This window comes from Aeromicrobium endophyticum, assembly GCF_003586285.1.
GTDB classification, from domain to species: domain Bacteria; phylum Actinomycetota; class Actinomycetes; order Propionibacteriales; family Nocardioidaceae; genus Aeromicrobium; species Aeromicrobium endophyticum.
Map to the genome: position 1 here is coordinate 2005017 of NZ_QUBR01000001.1, position 22013 is coordinate 2027029.

Sequence of the window (22013 nt, forward strand, 5' to 3'; positions counted from 1 at the left end):
CCGTCACCGGGCTGCGCCGGATCGACTCGCGGGCGCGTCGACCTGCTGGAGGATCTCGTCCATCTGCCGCTGGATCGACACGGTCTCGTCGAGCGGCAGCACCGCGGACGTCGTCGCGCCGGCACGCAGGCAGGCGGCGACCTCCTCGATCTCGTGGGAGTACCCGCGTCCCGTGACGGGCAGCGCGACCTCCTCGCGGTCGTCGCCGCGCACGACCGTGAACCCGTCCGCGTGGTGGAAGCGGCCGGGCACCTCGATGCGACCGCGGTCGCCGGCGATGACGGCACGGTTGTCGCCGAGCGCGACCTGCGTCCAGGCGATGCTGGCGACCGCCCCCGACGGATACGTGAGGGTGGCGCCGCCGCTGAGGTCGACCCCGGTGTCGGACACGACGCCGGCCGCCGCGATCCGGACGGGCTCGCCCAGCACCATGTGGGCGAACGTCAGCGGATAGATGCCGACGTCGAGCAGCGAGCTGGCGCCGAGTGCGACGTCCCACAGGCGTGCGACGTCGGGGCGGCCCACGAAGCCGAGCTCGGCGCGCACCTGCAGCACGTCGCCGAGGTCGCCGCTGCGCACGATCTCGAGCATCCGGCGGACGTTGGGGTTGGTGCGCATCCACATCGCCTCGGCGAAGAACAGCCCGCGCTCGGCGGCCTCGGACACCAGGGCTGCCGAGTCGTCGGCGGTGAGGGTCAGGGCCTTCTCGCACAGCACGTGCTTGCCGGCCGCGAAGCACAGGCGGACGTCCTCGAGGTGGCGTCCGTGGGGGGTCGCGACGTAGACGACGTCGACGTCGGGATCGGCGACGAGCTCCTCGTACGAGCCGTGGGCGCGGGTCGCGCCGTGTCGGTCGGCGAAGTCGCGTGCGGCCTCGATGCGTCGCGAGCCGACGGCGACCAGCTCGTTGTCGGCGACGAGGGCCAGGTCGTTGGCGAACTTCTCGGCGATTCCGCCGGTGGCGAGGATGCCCCAGCGGACGGGTGTCGTGATCGTCATGCGTCCCACTGTGCCATCGGCGCACCGATCGGCCGCGACAAGCGAATGACACAGGTGTTATTCATGACCTAGGATGCAGGCATGAGTGCTGTGGAGAGGTCGGACGCGCAGGGCACGGCCGTTGCCGCGTCCCTGTCTGAGCGTGACCGCGAGATCCTGGCCCTCGAGCGTCTGTGGTGGCAGTACGCCGGCGCCAAGGAGCAGGCGATCCGCGACAAGTTCGACATGTCCGCGACCCGCTACTACCAGGTGCTCAACGCGCTGATCGACCGCGAGGACGCGCTGGCGTTCGACCCGCTGCTGGTCAAGCGTCTTCGTCGCCTCCGCGCGCAGCGCCAGCGCAGCCGTTCGGCCAGGCGCCTCGGCATCGACCTCTGACCGCGCGATGGTGGCGCATCGCAAGAACGTCCCCGCCCCGCGGGCGTACGTTCCGTCGACCTGGTTCATCGTCCTGTCGGTGATGCTCGTCGTCGGTGCCGGAGGATGGCTCGGCTGGCTCGTGGTCGGCGACGGCTCGAGCCCGTCCGACGCCGCGGCCCCGACGGCCGCTTCGACCAAGCCCCCGGTGACGACCCCCGTGACCCCGTCGCCGTCCGCGCCGTCGAGCACTCCGGCGCCGGAGGCCTCGTCCGAGCCTGACCCGGACGAGACGTCCGACAGCCCCGACGCCGCCGACGAGCCCGCGACCCGGCGCAGCGCCCGGGTCTCGGTGCTCAACAACTCCGGCGTCGTCGGCGCGGCCCGCACGTTCTCGGCCAAGGTCACGGGCGCCGGCTGGACGCTGTCGGGCATCGGCAACTGGAGCGGGTCGATCCCGGCCAACACCGTCTACTACCCGCCGAGCCTGCAGTCGCAGGCCGAGCTGCTGGCCGACGACGTCGGCATCAGCCGGGTGCGACCCAGCGTCTCGCCCATGCGGACGGACCGGTTGACCATCATCTTGTCCGGAGCGCAATGATCTAGGGCATGACCGCATCCTCTCGTGTCGCAGCCTCCGGTGAAGCAGCTTCCCGTGCGGCCGCCGCCCGCGCCTCCGTGGTGGCCGATCCAGCCGGCACGCTGCTGGCCCTCGACTTCGACGGAACGCTCTCGCACATCGTCGACGACCCCACCCGTGCCTACGCCCACCCCGACTCGGTCGAGGCGCTCGGGCGTCTGGGCTCGGTGCTCGGGCAGCTCGCGATCATCACGGGGCGCCCCGTGCGGCAGGCGCTCGACCTCGGAGGCTTCGAGGGGCGGGCCGGTCTCGAGCGCCTGGTCATCCTCGGCCAGTACGGGGCCGAGCGCTGGGACGCCGCGGACGGCCGCACGTCCGAGCCCGATCGTCCCGCGGCCGTGGCCGAGCTCGCGTCGACGCTGCCGGACTGGCTGGTGGAGCACGGTGCGCAGGACGTCCGCATCGAGGACAAGGGGCTCGCGATCGCGCTGCACACGCGGGGCATCGACCCGCGGCTGCTCGACGAGCTGCGCGAGCCCGTCGACCGGCTGGCCGCCGCGCTCGGTCTCGCCGTCGAGCCGGGGCGTCAGGTGATCGAGCTGCGCGGGCTGGGCCATGACAAGGGCGACGCCCTGCTGGCGCTCGCCGCCGAGTCGGGCGCCCGGCAGGTGATCTTCGGCGGCGACGACCTCGGCGACCTGCCGGCGTTCGCGGCGGTCGAGCAGCTCAGGACGCAGGGCGTCGGAGGCCTGCTGCTGTGCTCGGCCTCCGCCGAGCAGGACGCCCTGGTGGCCCGCGCCGACATCGTCCTCGACGGCCCCGACGCCGTGGCCGCCTGGCTCCAGGAGCTCGCCGACGAGCTCGTCCCCGCCTGACCCCTGCCGGTCTCCCACGGTCTCGTGGTGTTCAGCCAGCGGACGAATCAGTCCACGATGTGGACCAAGTAGACACATCGTGAGACGCGTGCGTACGCTTGAGCCACTCATCCAGAGGGGTACAGGGACACGGCCCGACGACACCCCAGCAACCAGTCGCACGATGCGACCAGGTGCTCAATCCGTCCCGGACGACAGTCGATCCGGGAAAGATGACCAGGAGAATCGCGTGAGCCTCACCGCCGACCGCACCGCCGCCGCACCCGCCAGCACGTCGATCCGCGAGGGGGCCTTCGGTCACGCGACCGACCTGGTCTGCCGCGAGTGCGGCGCCACCCAGGACATCGGCCCGCACTACGTGTGCACCGACTGCTTCGGCCCCCTCGAGATCACGTACGACTTCCCGGCCGTCACGCGCGAGCAGATCGAGGCGGGGCCGGCCAACATCTGGCGCTACAAGGCTCTGCTCCCCGTCCCGGACGACATCGAGACCAGCCCCAACCTCGAGCCCGGGTTCACCCGCCTGCTCGAGGCCAAGAACCTGGCCGCCGAGCTCGGCCTGACCAAGCTGTGGGTCAAGGACGACAGCACCAACCCCACCAACTCGTTCAAGGACCGCGTCGTGGCCTGTGCCCTCAGCGCTGCCCGCGAGTTCGGCAGCACGGTCTTCGCCTGCCCCTCCACCGGCAACCTGGCCAACGCGGTCGCCGCGGCGGGAGCCCGGGCCGGCATCAAGACCGTCGTGTTCATCCCCAGCAACCTCGAGACCCCCAAGAAGGTCAACTCGGCGGTCTACACCGAGAACCTCATCGCGGTCGAGGGCAACTACGACGACGTCAACAAGCTCGCCAGCGAGATCGCCGGCGAGGAGGACGGCTGGGCCTTCGTCAACGTCAACGTCCGCCCCTTCTACGCCGAGGGGTCCAAGACCCTGGGCTACGAGATCGCCGAGCAGCTGGGCTGGCGCCTGCCCGACCAGATCGTCATCCCCGTCGCGTCGGGCTCGCAGCTGACCAAGGTGCACAAGGCCTTCCGCGAGCTGGTCGAGCTCGGGCTCGTCGACGACAAGCCCGTCAAGATCTTCGGCGCCCAGGCCACGGGATGCTCGCCGGTCTCCGAGGCGTTCCGCGAGGGCTGGGACGTCGTCCGGCCGCAGCGTCCCGACACGATCGCCAAGTCGTTGGCGATCGGCAATCCCGCCGATGGCATCTACGTCCTCGACATCTGCCGGCAGACCGGTGGCGCCGTCGCCGACATCAGCGACGACGAGGTGCGCGAGGGCATCGTCCTGCTGGCCCGTACCGAGGGCATCTTCACCGAGACCGCCGGCGGCACCACGGTCGGCGTGCTCAAGAAGCTCGTCGAGACCGGTCAGCTCGACACGAGCCTCGAGACCGTCGTGATCAACACGGGCCACGGGCTCAAGACGCTCGACGCCGTCTCCGACCTCGTCGGGCCCGCCGCCACCATCGCACCGACCTACCAGGCGTTCGTCGACGCGAACATCGCCTGAACCACCCCCAGCCGAGGAGCAAGCACATGTCAGTAGCGGTCCGCATCCCCACGATCCTGCGCACCTACACGAACGACCAGTCGCAGGTGACCGCGGAGGGGGGCACCCTCACCGACGTCCTCGACTCGCTCGAGGCAGCCTTCCCGGGCATCAAGGCGCGCGTCGTCGACGACGAGGGCAAGCTGCGGCGCTTCGTCAACATCTACGTCGCCGAGGAGGACGTCCGCTTCTCGCAGGGCCTCGACACGCCGACCCCGGACGGCGCCCAGGTCTCGATTATCCCCGCTGTTGCCGGGGGTTGCTGAGCCCCTCGGGGCTCGGGCGGGGCGATGTCCCGCCGTAGCCGGTGGGCGCGTGGCCCGATAGGCTCAGCCCATCGGCCCCTCGGCAGGTGGGTTCGTTCGTGACAGGTGGGAGTGGCGGCATGGTGCATGGCACCGTCAAGTGGTTCAACGCGGACAAGGGCTACGGATTCATCGAGATCGAGGGCCAGGACGATGTGTTCGTCCACTGGTCCAAGATCGCCTCCGATGGCTACAAGACCCTCGACGACGGCCAGAAGGTCGAGTTCGAGGTCGTCGACGGCCCCAAGGGCCGCGAGGCGCACGAGGTCATCGGGCACTGAGCCCCCGCGCGACCCGGTCCGAGCGGCCGGGTCGCCGCGCATCTGCCTACACCTTTCTATCTGACACTTGTCATGGCTCATCGGCACTGACATACTCCGGGAATGTTCGTCGACAGCGTCATCACCGCAGCCGAGCCCGTGACCGCGCCAGTCGGGGGAGCGGAGCTCCAGCAGGTCATCTGGCTCTCGGTCGCGGCCACGGTCGTCACGATCGTGCTGCTGGTCATCGCCTGGGCCCACCGCACGCACCGCATCGAGTGGTTCGACCGCCTCGGGCGTCGTCTCGGCGCCCAGCACGGCGAGCCCGGCTGGTCGACCATCCCCACGATGTTCGTCGGGAGCTCGTTGATCGTGGCGCTGCTGGGATTCATGTGGGACGTCAGCCTGCACGCCGGCCGGGGCCGCGACGCCGGTCCGCTGGCCAACCCGGCGCACTACCTGATCCTCTACGGGCTGTTCGCCCTGTTCGTCGCGGGCATGTCGGCGATCGTCTACCCGCGCGACGGCGAACGTCCCGGTGTCGCGGCCGTGCGCATCACCCGCCACTGGTACGCGCCCGTCAGCGGCATCTTCATCGCCGCCTGCGGCCTGTACGCCCTGATCGGCTTCCCGCTCGACGACGTCTGGCACCGGCTGTTCGGCCAGGACGTCACCCTGTGGGGCCCGACGCACCTGATGCTCATCGGCGGCGCCGGGCTGTCGACGGCCGGCATCATCCTGCTCAACCGCGAGGCCGAGGTCGCGATGCGCCAGCGCGGCAAGGCCGTCCCCACCTGGCTCAAGACGATCATGACGTCCACGGCCTTCGGTGCGCTGCTGATCGGCCTGTCGGTCTTCCAGGCCGAGTTCGACTTCGGCATCGCCCAGTTCCGCATGGTGTTCGCGCCGCTCATGATCGTCGCGGCGGCCGGCATCACGCTGGTCGCGGCACGCCTCTACATCGGCCCCGGAGCGGCGGTCGGCGCCGTCGTGTTCTTCCTGCTCATGCGCGGCATCATCTCGTTCATCGTCACCGACGTCATGGGCGAGGCCCACCACGTGTTCCCGCTCTACCTGGGCAGCGCCGTCATCGTCGAGCTGCTGGCGTTCTCGCGTCTGCGCCGGTCACCTCTCTGGTTCGGTGCGATCGCCGGCCTGCTGATCGGCACGGTCGGCCTGGTAGTCGAGAAGCTCTGGAACGACCAGGTCTTCGCGTTCCCGTGGACGCAGGACATGTGGGTCGAGGGGCTGCTCATGGCGGTTCCCGTCGCGATCGCGTCGGGCCTGTGCGGATCGCTGTTCGCCCTGGGGCTGATGGGGCGTCTGCCGGCCAAGAACGTCGGACGCGTCATCGTCGTCGCCTCGGTCGTCGTGCTGTCGGCGGCCGTCGCCAACGGGCTGCACGCCACCGTGCCGAAGGACGCCTCGGCGACGTTCGCGCTGACGCAGGTCGGCACAGCCGCCGAGCCCGAGGTCACCGCCGAGGTCACGATCGACGCCGGCGTCATCGACGGCGACCCGACGTGGGTGCAGATCACGGCCTGGCAGGGCGGGGGAGAGGGCGTGGTCACCGACCGGCTGCGACGCGCGGGCGTCGACAGCGCGGGTGCACCTCGGTACGTGTCGACCAGGCCGGTGCCGGTCGGTGGCAACTGGAAGACGCTGCTGCGGGTGCAGGACGGCCGCACGCTGGCCGCCGTGCCGATCTACCTGCCGGCCGACGGCCCTCTCGGCGCCGAGGAGCTGCCGGCCGACGCGACCTTCACCCGCGACTTCGTGCCCGAGATCGACATCCTTCAGCGCGAGCGCACCGACGAGCACCCGGCATGGATCTGGACGGTCGCCAACATGGTGGTGCTGCTGTGCAGCCTGGCGATCATCCTCGGCATCTGCATGTCGGTGTCGCGGGTGTCCCGCAAGATCGAGGAGCACGAGGCGGCGGAGAGGGCAGGCCGTGCCCCTACGCTGACGTCATGACGCCTGCCGGGACGCCGCCCCTCCTCGACGTGCTGCTGGCCCACCACGTCGCGCTGCTGGCCATCCCGGCGATCGTGCCGGCCGTGATCGTGGTGGGCGTGGTGCTCTACATCGCTCGCAAGGACCGACGAGAAGAACGTGAGGAGCGCGAGATCATCGAGCGCGCCTTCGACCAGGAGACCGAATGAAGACCGTCACCATCGCCCTGGCCGTCGGCCTGCTCCTCGCAGGGTGCAGCGGCTCGTCCGACGACGCGCCTGCGCCGAAGCAGACCACGTCGGCGGCCGAGGACCAGAGCCGGCAGGCCAAGGAGCAGGCTGAGCAGAAGGCGGCTGCCGACGACGAGCTCGCCGAGGCCGTCGGCGACGAGGCGGAGAAGCAGCGGGGCCAGCGCGTCACGATCACGATCAAGGACGGCGAAGTCACGCCCCGGGGCGAGCGGGTCGAGGTGAAGAAGGGCCAGAGGATCACGCTGCTCGTCACGTCCGACGCCGACGAGGAGATCCACGTGCACTCCGACCCCGAGCACACCTATCAGGTGAAGGCCGGCGGATCGATCGAGAAGTCCTTCACGATCGACACCCCGGGGCAGGTCGCGGTCGAGGCGCACCACCTGGACGCGACGATCGTGCAGCTCGTCGTCCGGTGACCCTGGCGGCAGCGCCGACCCTGGCGGCGCACGGCGTCGGAGGCTCGACCGATCTGCCGATCCCGTTCCTCTACGCGATGGTCGGGGCCTCGTGGGCGCTGACGATCTCGTTCGCGGTGCTGGCGCTGGCCTGGCGGACGCCCCGGCTGCAGGGCTCGTGGACGAGCGAGCCCGGTCGTCGCCGCCCGTGGCTGGCCGTCCTCGGCATGGCGCTGACCGCGTGGATCCTCGTCGCGCTCTACGCCGGCCCTGACGACGCCTCCAACGGAGGGCTGCAGGCGGTCTACATCTTCGTGTGGGTAGGCCTGGTGCCGCTGGCGCTCGTGGCCGGACACGTGTGGCGCGACCTCTCGCCCTGGCGGACGCTCACGGGCCGTGGGCGCTGGACCTACCCCGAACGCCTCGGCTACTGGCCGGCGGTCGCGGGACTGTTCGCCTTCGTGTGGCTCGAGCTGGCCTCGCCCGACCCTGGCTCGGTCGACGCGATGCGCACGTGGGTGGCGGTCTACGTCGTCGCGATGCTCGCCGGCGGGGCCGCGTTCGGTCCGCGCTGGTTCGACCGCGCCGATCCGTTCGACGTCTACAGCGCGATCGTCGCCCGCCTGTCGCCAGTCGCCCGTGACGGACGGCTCTCGCGCAACCCCTTGCGCGGCCTGACCACGATCCCGGTCGGTCCTGGGCTGGTCGCGCTGCTGGCGGTGCTGCTCGGGTCGACGGCCTACGACAGCTTCTCGGCGTCCCCGTTCTGGCAAGGACGAGCCCTGTCGACGCTGCAGCACAGCGCGACGCTGCTGGGCTTCTGCCTCGTCGTCGGCGTGCTGTTCGCGGTCGCGGCGTCGGCGACCGGGGGAGTCACCCGCGAGGAGCGGCGACGCCTGCCCGGCCTGCTCGCCCACTCCCTCGTGCCGATCGTCGTCGGCTACGTGTTCGCGCACTACCTGACCTACCTGGTCGAGAAGGGGCAGGGCGCCTTCCACGCCCTGCTCGACCCGTTGGGCCGTGGCTGGACGCCGCTCGGCGACCCGTCGATCTCGTACGTCCTGTCGGACCACCCGTCGATGCTCGCGGCCCTCAAGGTGACCTTCGTGGTCGCGGGCCACGTGCTGGCGGTCGTCGCGGCGCACGACCGCGCCCTGGTGCTGCTGCCGAGGGCGCACCGGCTGAGCGGCCAGCTCGCGATGCTGGTGCTGATGGTCGCCTACACCTTCACGGGCCTGTACCTGCTGTTCTCCGTCTGACCCCGGCGCTACGGTCACACCATGGCGACGATCTACAACACCGCGACGAGCCTCGACGGCTTCCTGGCGACCCCCGACCACTCGCTGCAGTGGCTCTTCGACGTGCCCGGCGCGGACGACGAAGAGGGCGGCATCGGCGACTTCCTCGACGGGGTCGGGGCCCTGGCCATGGGCTCGTCGACCTACGAGTGGGTCGTCGAGCACGAGTCGCTCCTCGAACGTCCCGAGACCTGGACGGCCTGGTACGGCGACCGGCCGTGCTGGGTCTTCACGACGCGCGATCTTCCCGTCGTCGTCGGGGCCGACATCCGATTCACCCGCGCGCCGGTGGAGCAGGCCCACGCCGAGATGGTCGCTGCGGCCGGCGACCGCGACGTCTGGCTGATGGGAGGCGGCGACCTCGCCGGTCAGCTCGCCGATCGCGGGCTGCTCGACCGCGTCACCGTCACGATCGCCCCGGTGACCCTCGGCGCGGGGGCTCCGCTGCTGCCGCGCGACATCCGCTCCGATCGCCTGACCCTCCGATCGGTCGAGCGCCGCGGGCCGTTCGCCGAGCTGACGTACGACGTCGCCGCACCTGCCTGATTGCGTTGCGTTGATTAGCACTCGTATAGTGAGAGTGCCAGACATGAACGTCTGGAAGCACCGGTCAGATCGATGAGGGTGCGGGCCGCGGCGAGAAGGGTTCGCCACACGCCGCACTCGTCCGTCGCGGGCATCGCCTGACCATCCCCACGTCGACAACCAAGTCGGAGAAACTCAACCATGGCAAAAACCATTGCTTTCAACGAGGAAGCCCGTCGCGGCCTCGAGCGCGGTATGAACCAGCTCGCCGACGCCGTCAAGGTGACGCTCGGCCCCAAGGGTCGCAACGTCGTCCTGGAGAAGAAGTGGGGAGCTCCCACGATCACCAACGACGGCGTCAGCATCGCCCGTGAGATCGAGCTCGAGGACCCCTACGAGAAGATCGGCGCCGAGCTCGTCAAGGAGGTCGCCAAGAAGACCGACGACGTCGCCGGTGACGGCACGACGACGGCCACGGTCCTCGCCCAGGCGCTGGTGCGCGAGGGTCTGCGCAACGTCGCGGCCGGCGCCAACCCGATGGGTCTGAAGAAGGGCATCGAGACCGCTGTCGAAGCCATCTCGGCCCAGCTGCTCGGCATGGCCAAGGACATCGAGACCAAGGAGCAGATCGCGGCGACCGCCTCGATCTCCGCTGCTGACACCACGGTCGGCGAGATCATCGCCGAGGCGATGGACAAGGTCGGCAAGGAAGGCGTCATCACGGTCGAGGAGTCGAACACGTTCGGCGTCGACCTCGAGCTGACCGAGGGCATGCGCTTCGACAAGGGTCACCTGTCGGGCTACTTCGTCACCGACCCGGAGCGTCAGGAGACCGTCCTCGACGATCCCTACATCCTGATCGTCAACTCCAAGATCACGTCGGTCAAGGACATGGTCCCCGTCCTCGAGAAGGTCATGGCGTCGGGCAAGCCGCTCGTCATCATCGCCGAGGACATCGAGGGCGAGGCCCTCGCGACGCTGATCGTCAACAAGATGCGCGGCACCTTCAAGTCGGTCGCCGTCAAGGCTCCGGGCTTCGGCGATCGCCGCAAGGCCATGCTGGCCGACATCGCCATCCTCACCGGTGGTGAGGTCATCAGCGAGGAAGTCGGTCTCAAGCTCGAGAACGCCGACCTGACGCTGCTCGGTACCGCCCGCAAGGTCGTCACGACCAAGGACGAGACCACGATCGTCGAGGGCGGTGGCTCCGAGGACCAGATCCTGGGCCGCGTCAACCAGATCAAGGCCGAGATCGAGAACAGCGACTCCGACTACGACCGCGAGAAGCTCCAGGAGCGTCTGGCCAAGCTCGCCGGCGGCGTCGCCGTCATCAAGGTCGGCGCGGCCACCGAGGTCGAGCTCAAGGAGCGCAAGCACCGCATCGAAGACGCGGTCCGCAACGCCAAGGCCGCGGTCGAGGAGGGCATCGTCGCCGGTGGTGGCGTCGCGCTCGTCCAGGCCACTGCCGCCGTGTTCGAGAAGCTCGAGCTGTCGGGCGACGAGGCCACGGGTGCCAACATCGTGCGCGTCGCCGCCTCGGCGCCGCTCAAGCAGATCGCGGTCAACGCCGGTCTCGAGGGCGGAGTCGTCGCCGAGAAGGTCACCAACCTGCCCGACGGACACGGCCTCAACGCCGCGACCGGCGAGTACGTCGACCTCATCGCCGCCGGCATCATCGACCCGGCCAAGGTCACGCGCTCCGCGCTGCAGAACGCAGCGTCGATCGCGGCCCTGTTCCTCACCACGGAGGCCGTCGTCGCCGACAAGCCGGAGCCCGCTCCGGCCGGCGGTGGCGCCCCCGACATGGGCGACATGGGCGGCATGGGCTTCTGAGCCCACTCCGCTGACGCACCACCTGCACCACCGAGGGCCCCGGCTCCACGCACCGCGTGGGGACGGGGCCCTCGTCCGTCCCCGGCCTCGTCCGTCCCCGGCCCGCGACTGGTGCGATCTCGCGATTCTGAGACGGCGAGTCCCGCGAGCCTGCGCCACTCGCGGGCCGGTGTGCGCCACTCGCGATACCGCGTGAGACCCACGTCTCGCGACGGATCCCAGATGGTGAGAACCGTCCGGACGGTGCACCGGACGTTCCTAGCGTGGAGTCACGCGGAGCAACCCTCCGCCGCTGACAACACCCCCGGCCACCAGCCGGCACGAAAGGAACCACCATGTCCGACCAGCTCATCGAGGCCCCCCGGAAGAAGAGGGGCGGCCTGATCGCGGCCGTCGCCGTCGTCGTGATCGCGATCGTCGCGGCGCTCGCCTACGTCCTGACGTCGGGTGACGACGACTCCTCGGCCTCGGGCACGAGCGGCAAGACCGTCCGCATCGGTGTCGTCGGCGCCAGCGATCCCTACTGGACGGTCTACAAGAAGGCCGCCGCCGACGAGGGCATCGACGTCGACATCGTCGACTTCACCGACTACACGCAGCCCAACCCGGCGCTCGACGCCGACGAGCTCGACCTCAACCAGTTCCAGCACCTGGTGTACCTCGCGGACTACAACGTCGCGAACGGCAAGAAGCTCGTGCCGGTCGGCTCGACCGCGGTCTACCCCTTGGGCCTGTACTCGAAGGAGTACTCGTCGGTCGACGAGATCCCCGCGGGTGCGACCGTCGCGGTGCCCGACGACGCCAGCAACCAGGCGCGCGGCCTGCGGCTGCTGCAGACGGCCGGACTCATCACGCTCAAGGACGGCGGGACGATCTTCTCCGACCTGTCGGGCGTCGACACGAGCGCGTCGAAGGTCAAGGTCAAGGACCTGTCGGCCGACATCACCGCCACGAGCCTCGACGACGTCGCGGCCGCGATCATCAACAACGACTTCGTCGAGAAGGCCGGCCTGACGTTCGCCGACGCCATCGCGAAGGACGGACCGTCCGAGCCGGGTGCCGCGCCCTACGTCAACGTCTTCGCGGCCCGCGACGCCGACAAGGACAACAAGACGTACCGCAAGCTCGTCGAGATCTTCCAGGACACCAAGGCCGTGACCGACAGTCTGCAGGACGTCTCGGGCGACACCGCCGTGCTCGTCAAGGAGCCGGCCGCCGACCTGCAGTCGCTGCTCGCCGATGTCGAGAAGGACACGGCAGCCACCAAGTGACCGGCCCGCGGCAGTCCCGGGACGCAGCGATCCTGCGTCCCGGGACCGTCCGCGTGCGAGAGAGGGACCACGCATGACACTCATCGAGCTCCGGGGCGTCTCCAAGACGTTCCCGCCGACGCGCAAGGGCGGCGAGCCCGTCCACGCCGTGCGCGACGTCGACCTCTCCGTCGAGGCGGGCGAGATCGTCGGCATCGTCGGCTACTCGGGCGCCGGCAAGTCGACGCTGGTGCGCCTCGTCAACGCGCTCGAGCCGGCGACGTCGGGCCAGCTGTTCGTCGACGGCACCGACCTGACGACGCTGGGCGAGCGGCAGCTGCAGAAGGTGCGGCTCGACATCGGCATGATCTTCCAGCAGTTCAACCTGCTGCAGTCGCGGACCGTCTGGGGCAATGTCGCGTACCCGCTCGAGGTGGCCGGGGTGCCGAAGGCCGAGCACCAGCGCCGCATCTCCGACCTGCTCAACTTCGTCGGTCTCGCCGACAAGGCCCACGCGTGGCCCGAGGAGCTCTCGGGCGGCCAGAAGCAGCGCGTCGGCATCGCCCGCGCCCTCGCGACGTCCCCGAAGATCCTGCTCGCCGACGAGGCCACGAGCGCGCTCGACCCCGAGACGACCGTCGAGGTGCTGCGACTGCTCGCGAAGGTCAACACCGAGCTCGGCATCACGATCGTCGTCATCACGCACGAGATGGACGTCGTCAAGACGATCGCCGACCGCGTCGTCGTGATGGAGCAGGGTCGCATCGTCGAGCAGGGGCCGGTGTTCGAGATCTTCTCGGCTCCCCGCGAGCAGGCCACGCGGCGCTTCGTCGCGACCCTCGTCGACGCCGTGCCGGACGCCGTCGAGATCGAGGGCCTGCGGCGCACGCACGGCGGACGTCTGCTGACGCTGTCGTTCCGCGACGAGTCGGTCAGCCAGTCGGCGGTGTTCGCCGAGATCATCGGCCGCGGGGTCGAGTTCGAGCTCGTCTTCGGTGGTATCGAGGACGTCCGGGGTCGCTCGTTCGGGCACCTGACGCTCGAGCTGCGCGGTGACGCCGCGGCGGTCGACGAGGCCGTCAGGGCCGTCGGGGCCTTGGTCGAGACGACGGAGGTGGCGTGATGGATCGCGTGGTCGAGCTGCGCCCCGAGTTCGTCGAGGGTCTGATCGTGACCCTGCGGCTGGCTGCCGCAGGGCTGTTCGTCGGCGGCGCGATCGGCCTGGCCATCGGCACGGCGCTCTACGTCTCGCGGACGCGCGGCATCGTGCCGAGCCGGCCCGTCAGCGTCATCCTGAACGTGCTGGTCAACATCATGCGGCCCATCCCGTTCGTGCTGATCCTGATCGTGCTGCAGCCGGTGTCGCGGTGGTTCGGCATCTCCGGCATCAGCGAGGGACACGCCGTCGTGACGATCGTGTTCGCCTCGGCGTTCGGCATCGCGCGCATCGTCGAGCAGAACCTCGTGGCGGTCGACCCGGGCGTGCTCGAGGCAGCCCGGGCGATGGGCGCGAGCCGGTGGCGGGTCGTCCGGACGGTCCTGCTGCCCGAGGCGTGTGGCTCGCTGATCCTGGGCTTCACCTACGCACTCGTCGCGATCGTCGACATGACGACCCTCGCCGGCATCATCGGCGTCCACTCGCTCGGCTACGTCGCGCTGACGTACGGGCTGCGGCAGTTCGACTGGACCGTCACCGCCGTCGCGATCCTCATCATCATCGTGATCGTGCAGATCGGTCAGTTCGCCGGCAACGCCTGGGCCCGCAAGGTGCTGCGCCGCTAGCCGCACCCGTTCGCGAGTGGTGCACTCCCGTCCCCGAGTGGTGCGTCGTGGTCAGACACGCCGTCCCACTTCGTCCAGGACGCACCACTCGCGGCGTCGGTGGGCGGGGGTCAGAGGTGGGTGCGGACGTCCCGCAGCTCGGGGAAGAAGGTCAGCTCGAGGGCCTTCTGCAAGAAGTGGACGCCCGACGACCCGCCGGTGCCACGCTTGAAGCCGATGATCCGCTCGACGGTCTTGAGGTGCCTGAACCGCCACAGCTGGAAGCTCTCCTCGACGTCGACGAGCTCCTCGCACATCTCGTACGCGTCCCAGTGGGTGTCGGGGTCGGCGTAGACGCGGCGCAGCACCTCGGTCACGCCGGCGTCGGCGACGTACGGCTGGGCGAGATCGCGCTCGAGCACCGCCGCCGGCACCTCGTGGCCGCGCCGCGCGAGGAAGCCCAGGAACGCGTCGTAGATGCTCGGCGACGCCAGATCGGCGAGCAGCGCGTCGCGCAGCACCGGGTCGTGGTCGAACACGGCGATCATCGCGGGGTTCTTGTTGCCGAGCAGGAACTCGACGGTGCGGTACTGCGGCGACTGGAAGCCCGACGCCTTGCCGAGGTCGTCCCTGAACTGGACGTACTCGACCGGCGTCAGGGTCGCGAGCACCGACCACTGCTCGAACATCTGCCGCTGGATCGTCTTGACCCGTGCCAGCCGCTTCAGCGCCGGTGACAGGTCGTCGGCCTCGACGAGCGAGATCGCCGACCGCAGCTCGTGGATCAGCTGCTTGAGCCACAGCTCGGTGACCTGGTGCTGGATGATGAACAGCATCTCGTCGTGATGGTCCGAGACCGGCTGCTGCGCCGCCAGCAGCGTGGGCAGCTGCAGGTAGCCGGCGTACGTCATCTCGCCGCGCAGGTCGGTCGCGACCCCGTCCTCGATCGGTCGCACCGCAGAAGGATCCGTCATGCCTGAACCGTATGCCGTCGCGGTCGTGAAAGGGTGAGCACATGGCGCTCATCGAAGCTCGGTCGCTCGGCAAGACCTTCGGTGCGCACCGGGCAGTCGACGACCTGTCGTTCACGGTGCGTCCCGGCAGCGTCACCGGCTTCCTCGGACCCAACGGCTCGGGCAAGTCCACGACGATGCGCCTCATGCTCGGCCTCGACCGGGGCGAGGGCATCACGACGTTCGACGGCGTGCCGTTCACCGGCCTCGACCACCCGATGCGCCACGTCGGGGCGCTGCTGGAGGCCAAGCCGTTCCACCCGACGCGCAAGGCCCGCAACCACCTGCGGATGCTCGCCGCGCCCAACGGCATCGACGACCGCAGGGTCGACGAGGTCATCGACATGGTGGGCCTCACGGGCGTCAGGGGTGGACGTCCGGGCAAGTTCAGCCTCGGCATGGGGCAGCGGCTGGGCATCGCCGCTGCGCTGCTCGGCGACCCCCACACCCTGATCCTCGACGAGCCGAGCAACGGCCTCGACCCGCAAGGCATCACCTGGCTGCGCAACCTGCTCAAGCACCTGGCGCAGCAGGGCCGCTCGGTCTTCGTGTCCAGCCACCTGCTCCAGGAGATGGCCCTGCTGGCCGACGAGCTCGTGGTCATCGGGCGAGGCCGCATGCTGGCCAACGGCCCGGTGCACGACTTCATCTCGCACAGCTCGCTCGGCAGCGTGACGGTCCGCTCACCCGACCTCGGCGCCCTGGCCCCGGCCCTGGAGGCGATCGGGGCGTCCGTCGCCGCCGCCGACGGCGGCATCGTCGTGCGAGGGGTCACGGCCGAGCAGGTCGGCGACGCCGCGCACGCCGCAGGCCTGCGGCTGCACCAGCTGGCGACGCACGAGGCCACGCTCGAGGAGGCCTTCCTCGAGGCGACCGGCCTCTCCGAGGAGTTCCGCGGCACCCACCGCCCGAGCGAGGGAGGGCAGCGGTGATCGACGCGCTCCGCTACGAGTACGTCCGGCTGCGGACGATCGGCTCGACCTACTGGCTGATCGGGTCCGCCCTGGTCTTCCAGCTCGTCTTCGCGGTGCTGATCGCCCTGTCGCTGGCGTCCTCGTCGACGTTCGGCGGCGGCGACGAGACCTTCGAGATCCTCGCGACGATCGGCGGATCCACCGGCGCGCCGCTGCTGATGGCCTACATCGTCGGGCTGCTCGGCGTCTTCTCGACAGGGCACGAGTACCGCCACGGGATGATCCGAGCCACGTTGACCGCCATCCCGCACCGCACGCACGTGTTCGTCGCCAAGGTCGTCTCGATCGCGGTCCTGGCGGCACTGACCTCGGTGATGTGCGTGCTGATCGCCCTGCTGGCGATCGCGATGTTCGGCCTCGACATGCCCAGCGGGTCGGCCTTCGTCGAGGTGTCGGCCGGCATCGTGCTGTTCGTGACGCTCTTCGCGCTGTCGGGGCTGGCCTTCGCGGCGATCCTGCGCAACCAGACGGCAGCCGTCGCGGTGCTGATGCTGGTGCCGAGCCTGTTCGAGTTCATCATCCAGAGCGTCGTCGTGCTCATCAAGACCAACTCGTCCGATCCGCAGGGCGAGGGCGGCATCACGGTCATCTTGCGCTACCTGCCGTACGACGCGGGCAGCCAGATGTTCGTGCAGTCGTCGGTCAGCGGATTCGTCCAGCGAGCCATCGGGGCCGAGCCGTTCGGTGCCGTGGGGGGCGGCGTCGTCATGGGGGTGTTCGTGGCTCTGCTCCTCGGCGGCGCCTACGCGCTGTTCGTCCGGCGTGACGCCTGATGCTGGCCGCGGAGCACCGTGAGCGCCTGGTCGCGGCCGGCGCGCATCCCGAGCTCGTCGACGCGCAGTCGTGGGAGCCGGTCGTCGACGGGTTGCCGGCGTGGTGGCGCGACCAGGGCAACGTCCTCTACGCGGCACCGGGCGCGTGGCTGCCCGACCAGGTCGTCGCCGGTCTGGGCGTCTTCCCCGTCAGCGACGTGCTGATCGCGGTCGGCTCGCCGATGGAGTGGCTGTCGTCCCTGCACGTCGGGGGCGACGCCGCGACGATCTTCATCGGCAGGGCGTGCGTGCTGACCGCCGGCGAGATCTACTGCGGCGGGCGCTCGAGCATCGTGCTGAACGGCCCTCTCGTGGCCACGCGGAGCGCGATCGTCGACGCGCGCAACGGCGGCAGCATCGTCGCCGGCCCCGACCAGCTGTGGGCCGCGGGCACCTACGTCGCGACCGACGACATGCACCGCCTCGAGGACCGCGCGACGGGTGAGCGGCTCAACCCGTTCGGGGCCGCCATCCGCATCGGGCCCCGCGTGTGGCTCGGCCGCGATGCCGTGGTGACGGGTCACGCCGAGATCGGTGAAGGCTCGGTCGTCGGGATGCGCAGCCTGGTGCGCGGGCAGAAGGTGCCGCCGTTCACGGTCGCCGCCGGCTGGCCCGCCCGCATCGTGCGCGAGGACGTGACCTGGAGCCACGCCGACCTGCCGTGAGGTGGCTCAGGCCAGCCTGTTGCGCGTGAAGAACTTCTCCCGGCGAGATGCGTAGGGACCCCACCGCTTGACCATGAGCTCGACCTCGTACTTGTGCACCGTCGTCGAGCGCGAGATCGACTCGAAGTGCCACAGCACCGTGCGGCACAGCCAGACCAGCCGCAGCCCGTTGCGACGGACCTTCAGGCACAGATCTATGTCGTTGAAGTTGATCGGCAGCTGCTCGGTGAATCCGCCGGCATCGTGGAACACATCGGCCCTCATCGCGATGCAAGCTCCGGTCAGTGCGGACGTCTCACGGTTCATGTGAAGATCGGGGCCCTTGGCTGCCGACGGCAACGCGCGGTACATCGAGTGGCGGATGCTGCCCTTGGCCGAGTTCAACGAGCCGTACTCGACCCCGGCGTGCTGGATGCGGCCGTTCTCGAACAGCAGCTTCGCGCCCGTGATCCCGACGTCGGGCTCGGACAACGGGGCGATGAGCTGGCCGATGACCTCGTCCGATGCTGCCTCGACGTCGTCGTTCAGGAAGATGAGCACGTCTCCTCGAGCGTGGAGCGCTCCGACGTTGCACTTCTCGCTGAAGTTGAACGGCTTGTCGAACGGGACCAGCACGAGGTCCACGCCAGGAAGAGCCGACAGCTCATCGAGGACGTGTTGAGGTGTGGACGGATCGTCGTAGACGACGACGAACTCGAGATCGACGTGGGCCGTGCGCTCGCGCACGGAGCGGACGGCGTCGACGACGTACGTCCTCAGCGATCCCCATGCCCGGCCGGCCGTGCCGCGGGTCGGGATGATGATGCTGGTGGAGGTCGTCAGATCTGGTGCACGTGTCACCTCGTAGACGCCGAGGTCGGGGCGATGCTGGATCGTGGCGTCGATCCCGAGGCGCTCGAACTGGCCGGCGACGGCCCTGGCGCCGGCCTCCAGCGCGTACGGCTTGGCGCCGGCATCCATCGACGTCGAGCCGGCGATCATGCGCCAGTGGTAGAGGACTCGGGGCACGTGATGGATGCGTCGAGCGCGCTCGGTGACCCGGAGCACGAGGTCCCAATCCTGCGAGCCGTCGAATCCGGCACGGAACCCGCCGACCTCGCGCACCAGGCTGGTGCGAAGCACCGACAGGTGGCTGGTGTACATCTGGTGCCTGAACCGCTCGGGCGACCAGTCCGGCTTGAGGAATGCGTGCCCGAACGCGCCGTCGGGCAGGACCTTGTCCTCGTCGCTGTAGAGGTAGTCGACGTCGTCAGGGTTCTGAGCAATCGCAGCGGCCATGACGGCGAGGGCGTCCGGGGTCAGCAGGTCGTCGTGGTCGAGGAGAGCGATGAACGTGCCGGTCGCCGCGGCGACGGCATCGTTCGACGCCGCCACGATACCGCCGTTGGCGTCACGGCGGATGACCCGGATGCGATCGTCGGCCGCGGAGTGGCGCTCGAGCGCCGGGACGATCGCGGGGTCGGGCGACCGGTCGTCGACCAGGATCCACTCCCACTCGCGGAATCGTTGCGCGCGCACGGAATCGACGGTTTCGGCGAGCACGTCGAGCGGTGTGTCGTAGACAGGGGTGACGATCGTGAACAGCGGTGAGGTCACGAGCGAGACCGACCCCGAAGCCGCGCGAAGGGGCGGACGAGCCTGCGGCCGAGGCGCCAGCTCATCGAGGCCCGCATGTCTGTCACGCTCTTCTGCAACCGCGTCGCCTTGTCCCGAGCCTTGCGAAGCTGCGTCTGCGCCATGGCGTGACGCTCCCGCAACGTCTCGAGCTCGGCCGTGATGCCGATGGCGTGGTCGCGGTGCACCAGTGCAGCGTGCCGCTGCTCCACCCGCAGGTCGTCGACCTGCTGCCGGAGCCGGTCGTTCTCGTCGGAGACGGACACCCATGCCGTCCGGAGCTCCTCGACCGACATGTGGGCGGCGTCAGCCGTTCGTGGGGAGGACTCGGTGGTCAGGCCGTCGCCCCCGGACTGGCTGACTGGCATCGCGGCTCCTTCGATGGTTTTGTCGACGGTGCGCCGGCAACGTGCACCACGATCTGGTCGACGTGACACATTGACCGTTGAAGCCGACGGTATCAAGCGAAGCAGCCGGTGCGGGTGCCCCATCGACGCCGCGCGGCCGTGTCCCGTCTCGAGATGCGCGAGACGGCGTGCTCTCCGTCCACTCGCCGCGCCTGGCCACCTGACTGTTGTTGCGCGTGCTGGCATGATGAGAGCTAGCGGTCGACGGGGTCGAGTACTACGCAAGGGGCAACGGTGGGCGGGATCTTCGGGCGGCGGAATCGCACTGACATGTCAGCAGATCCTGCACAGGGACCGCCCGGCCGGACCCGGCCGTCAGCAGACCGAGAACGTCGCGGTGAGCTGCGGGGCGGTATCGATGCGCCGCGCACCGAGCTCGCCACGCCGGGCAGACAGATCGTCGGGGGGTGGGTCTTCCACGAAGCACACCCCGTGCGTCACGTCGTCGTCACCTACAACGGCGAACCGGTGGCGCTCGCCGCGACGGGCGAGCCTCGTCCCGACGTCCACGCGGCACACCCACGTCATGAGTCGTCGGGTCGGTCCGGCTGGACCGTCGAGGTCGACTACCCGCGGATCCTCGAGGGGCCGATCGACGTCGGCGCGTATGCGCTGGTCGAGACCGACGATCTCGTCGAGGGCGAGCTGGGTCTCCTCACACGATTTGCCGCAGTCACTGTCCTCGGCACGACCAATGCCTCCGAGTTCGGTGCGATCGCCGCGATGGACCCCGTGCTTCCTGGGTTCGTGTCCGTGTCCGGGACCGCGACGCACCCCGGGTCGCTCGCGCGTGTCGAAGTGACGGTGGCGGGCGGTCGGCCGGTCCGCGCGCGCCACTCGCTTCCCGGACGGGTTCACGGCGTCACCTCGTCGACGGGATCCGGGGAGTCGGACGTGGCTGGCTTCCAGGCGTTCGTCGAGATCCCGAGGGGCGAGGAGCAGGTGGTCATCGCGGTCGAGGTGACGGGAGCGGACGGCACGACCGTGGCGCTGAACCCGATCGACGTCAGTGTCGAGCCGCCACCCCCCGACATGCTTCTCGAGGCAACGGCGTCGACGGTGACAGAAGCTCGGGCTGCGCGTCACGCGGCTGTCCTGGGCGATCCGGGGCAGGGACCGCGGCGCATCCTCGTCGCCACGCACGACCTCGGAATCGGCGGTGCCCAGCTGTACCTGCACCTGGTGGTCGAGGCCCTGATCGCGCGCGGAGTGCAGCTCTGCGTCGTCTCCGGCGCGGGTGGGCCCTTGGCATCGGAGCTCGAGGGCATGGGCGTCCCCGTGCTGGTGACGGGACCTGCGCCGATCGACCGCGCCGGCCTCGACGCGTACGTGAGGCGGATCTCGACCTTCGCCGAGGAGCAGCGGGTGGTCGGTGGGCTGGCCAACACGATCCTGGCGTATCCCGCGGTCCGTGCTCTCCAGCAGCTGGGGCTCCCGACGACGTGGGCGATCCACGAGAGCTTCGAGCCTGCGTCCTTCTTCCGGCAGTACTACGGAGAACGTGTGCCCGACGCAGTGGTCGACGTTGCCCTCGATGCGCTGCGGCGGTCCGACGAGGTGGTGTTCGTGGCCGGCGCGACTCTCGATCTCTACCGCGACCACGTGCCCGCCGGGCGTGCGTTCGTGGTGCCCTACGGTGTCGACCTGGAGGAGACCGACGCCTACCTGGCGACCCACGACAGGCGCGGGGTGCGCGCCGACCTCGGCCTCGACCAGGAAGCTCGGGTCCTGGTGTGCGTCGGCATGGTCGAGCCGCGCAAGGGACAGCTGGCCCTGGTTCGCGCGTTCTCGCGGTTGCCGGACGAGGTGCGTGAGAGGACCGAGCTCGTCCTGGTGGGCATGGGCGCCGGCCCATACGCCGACGCGATCCGCCGGTTCGTCGAGACCGCCGCTCTCCAGGGGGTCCGGCTGGTGGACGTCGACCGCGACGTCCTGCGCTGGCACGTCGCGGCGGACGTGCTGGTGTCGGCGTCGGACGTGGAGTCGTTGCCACGCACGATGCTCGAGGCCATGGCGGTGGGCAGGCCCGTGGCGGCCACGGCCGTGTTCGGAGTCGGCGAGCTGGTCGTCGAAGGCTCGACGGGCTTCGTCTGCGAGCCGCTCGACCTCGTCTCGCTCACGGACATGCTGCGTCGCGTGATCGGGACCGATCAGGCCGCCTTGGACGCACTCGGCGCCGCGGCCAGCGATCTCGTGCGGGAGCGGCACGACCCCGACGGCTACGTCCGGCACTTCGCCGATCGCGTCGACACGTGGCTCGCGAGCTACAGCTGAACGCTGCGGCACGGGCCGGTTGCGGGCGCGACCGATGAGGAAGTGTCACGTGAC

General features: G+C 69.8%; 23 protein-coding genes and 1 riboswitch. Of the genes, 19 read left to right on the top strand and 4 right to left on the bottom strand.

Annotation, left to right across the window (positions count from 1 at the left end; all coding sequences use genetic code 11):
- Positions 1–3: 3 nt before the first annotated feature.
- Positions 4–999 carry a Gfo/Idh/MocA family protein gene (locus tag DX116_RS09920; protein ID WP_119704223.1) on the bottom strand — a complete coding sequence of 332 codons (996 nt, stop codon included), beginning with the start codon at positions 997–999 and terminating at the stop codon, positions 4–6.
- Positions 1000–1080: 81 nt separating this feature from the next.
- On the opposite strand from DX116_RS09920, the gene DX116_RS09925 reads away from it, so the two are divergent.
- The 15 genes from DX116_RS09925 to DX116_RS09995 all read left to right on the top strand — a co-directional run bounded on the left by DX116_RS09925 (position 1081) and on the right by DX116_RS09995 (position 14221).
- Entirely contained in the window at positions 1081–1377 is a 297-nt protein-coding gene (locus DX116_RS09925) for a DUF3263 domain-containing protein (RefSeq protein WP_119703924.1), read from the top strand.
- 7 nt (positions 1378–1384) lie between these two features.
- On the top strand, positions 1385–1957 hold the full coding sequence (locus DX116_RS09930; protein ID WP_119703925.1) for a LytR C-terminal domain-containing protein: 573 nt from the start codon (positions 1385–1387) through the stop codon (positions 1955–1957).
- Between the two features lie 8 nt (positions 1958–1965).
- The gene (gene otsB / locus DX116_RS09935; RefSeq protein WP_119703926.1) at positions 1966–2811 is read left to right on the top strand and encodes a trehalose-phosphatase; all 846 of its coding nucleotides are present in this window, start codon (positions 1966–1968) and stop codon (positions 2809–2811) included.
- Positions 2812–2915: 104 nt separating this feature from the next.
- A riboswitch (SAM riboswitch) is annotated at positions 2916–3030 on the top strand.
- A gap of 10 nt (positions 3031–3040) precedes the next feature.
- The gene (gene thrC / locus DX116_RS09940; protein WP_119703927.1) at positions 3041–4324 is read left to right on the top strand and encodes a threonine synthase; all 1284 of its coding nucleotides are present in this window, start codon (positions 3041–3043) and stop codon (positions 4322–4324) included.
- Positions 4325–4350: 26 nt separating this feature from the next.
- Positions 4351–4629 carry a MoaD/ThiS family protein gene (locus tag DX116_RS09945; protein ID WP_119703928.1) on the top strand — a complete coding sequence of 93 codons (279 nt, stop codon included), beginning with the start codon at positions 4351–4353 and terminating at the stop codon, positions 4627–4629.
- A 119-nt stretch (positions 4630–4748) separates the two neighbouring features.
- Complete coding sequence (locus tag DX116_RS09950) at positions 4749–4949, top strand: cold-shock protein (protein WP_119703929.1); 201 nt, start codon at positions 4749–4751, stop codon at positions 4947–4949.
- A gap of 102 nt (positions 4950–5051) precedes the next feature.
- Complete coding sequence (locus DX116_RS09955) at positions 5052–6905, top strand: hypothetical protein (RefSeq protein ID WP_119703930.1); 1854 nt, start codon at positions 5052–5054, stop codon at positions 6903–6905.
- Complete coding sequence (locus tag DX116_RS09960; RefSeq protein WP_119703931.1) at positions 6902–7093, top strand: hypothetical protein; 192 nt, start codon at positions 6902–6904, stop codon at positions 7091–7093. Before DX116_RS09955 ends, DX116_RS09960 begins: the two co-directional genes overlap by 4 nt.
- A complete protein-coding gene (locus DX116_RS09965; protein WP_119703932.1) occupies positions 7090–7554 on the top strand; it encodes a cupredoxin domain-containing protein in 465 nt (154 codons plus the stop codon). Before DX116_RS09960 ends, DX116_RS09965 begins: the two co-directional genes overlap by 4 nt.
- A complete protein-coding gene (locus DX116_RS09970; protein WP_119703933.1) occupies positions 7551–8792 on the top strand; it encodes a hypothetical protein in 1242 nt (413 codons plus the stop codon). The genes DX116_RS09965 and DX116_RS09970 overlap by 4 nt, the downstream gene beginning before the upstream one ends.
- Positions 8793–8813: 21 nt before the next feature.
- Complete coding sequence (locus tag DX116_RS09975; protein ID WP_119703934.1) at positions 8814–9377, top strand: dihydrofolate reductase family protein; 564 nt, start codon at positions 8814–8816, stop codon at positions 9375–9377.
- Positions 9378–9557: 180 nt separating this feature from the next.
- On the top strand, positions 9558–11189 hold the full coding sequence (groL, locus tag DX116_RS09980; protein WP_119703935.1) for a chaperonin GroEL: 1632 nt from the start codon (positions 9558–9560) through the stop codon (positions 11187–11189).
- Positions 11190–11524: 335 nt separating this feature from the next.
- Positions 11525–12460: a MetQ/NlpA family ABC transporter substrate-binding protein gene (locus DX116_RS09985; RefSeq protein WP_119703936.1), complete on the top strand. Its 936-nt coding sequence runs from the start codon at positions 11525–11527 to the stop codon at positions 12458–12460.
- A 73-nt stretch (positions 12461–12533) separates the two neighbouring features.
- Positions 12534–13562 carry a methionine ABC transporter ATP-binding protein gene (locus DX116_RS09990; RefSeq protein ID WP_119703937.1) on the top strand — a complete coding sequence of 343 codons (1029 nt, stop codon included), beginning with the start codon at positions 12534–12536 and terminating at the stop codon, positions 13560–13562.
- Positions 13562–14221, top strand: coding sequence for a methionine ABC transporter permease (locus DX116_RS09995; protein ID WP_119703938.1), 660 nt, complete (start codon positions 13562–13564; stop codon positions 14219–14221). Before DX116_RS09990 ends, DX116_RS09995 begins: the two co-directional genes overlap by 1 nt.
- A 110-nt stretch (positions 14222–14331) precedes the next feature.
- On the opposite strand, the gene DX116_RS10000 is transcribed toward DX116_RS09995, so the two are convergent.
- A complete protein-coding gene (locus tag DX116_RS10000; RefSeq protein ID WP_119703939.1) occupies positions 14332–15174 on the bottom strand; it encodes a tryptophan 2,3-dioxygenase in 843 nt (280 codons plus the stop codon).
- Between the two features lie 41 nt (positions 15175–15215).
- On the opposite strand from DX116_RS10000, the gene DX116_RS10005 reads away from it, so the two are divergent.
- From DX116_RS10005 to DX116_RS10015, 3 genes are read left to right on the top strand one after another with little or no spacing between them, the layout of a single operon-like run.
- The gene (locus DX116_RS10005; RefSeq protein ID WP_119703940.1) at positions 15216–16145 is read left to right on the top strand and encodes an ATP-binding cassette domain-containing protein; all 930 of its coding nucleotides are present in this window, start codon (positions 15216–15218) and stop codon (positions 16143–16145) included.
- Complete coding sequence (locus tag DX116_RS10010; protein WP_119703941.1) at positions 16142–16960, top strand: hypothetical protein; 819 nt, start codon at positions 16142–16144, stop codon at positions 16958–16960. Before DX116_RS10005 ends, DX116_RS10010 begins: the two co-directional genes overlap by 4 nt.
- Positions 16960–17664, top strand: coding sequence for an acyltransferase (locus DX116_RS10015; protein WP_119703942.1), 705 nt, complete (start codon positions 16960–16962; stop codon positions 17662–17664). Before DX116_RS10010 ends, DX116_RS10015 begins: the two co-directional genes overlap by 1 nt.
- Positions 17665–17670: 6 nt before the next feature.
- Here the strand turns inward: DX116_RS10015 and DX116_RS10020 are convergent, their stop codons facing one another.
- Together DX116_RS10020 and DX116_RS20120 are read right to left on the bottom strand one after the other, a co-directional pair.
- Entirely contained in the window at positions 17671–19260 is a 1590-nt protein-coding gene (locus DX116_RS10020; protein WP_199715985.1) for a glycosyltransferase family 2 protein, read from the bottom strand.
- Positions 19257–19646 carry a hypothetical protein gene (locus tag DX116_RS20120; RefSeq protein ID WP_199715986.1) on the bottom strand — a complete coding sequence of 130 codons (390 nt, stop codon included), beginning with the start codon at positions 19644–19646 and terminating at the stop codon, positions 19257–19259. The genes DX116_RS10020 and DX116_RS20120 overlap by 4 nt, the downstream gene beginning before the upstream one ends.
- 471 nt (positions 19647–20117) lie before the next feature.
- Here DX116_RS20120 and DX116_RS10025 point away from each other — a divergent pair, with 471 nt between their 5' ends.
- Entirely contained in the window at positions 20118–21959 is a 1842-nt protein-coding gene (locus DX116_RS10025; protein ID WP_158591964.1) for a glycosyltransferase family 4 protein, read from the top strand.
- Positions 21960–22013: the final 54 nt, after the last annotated feature.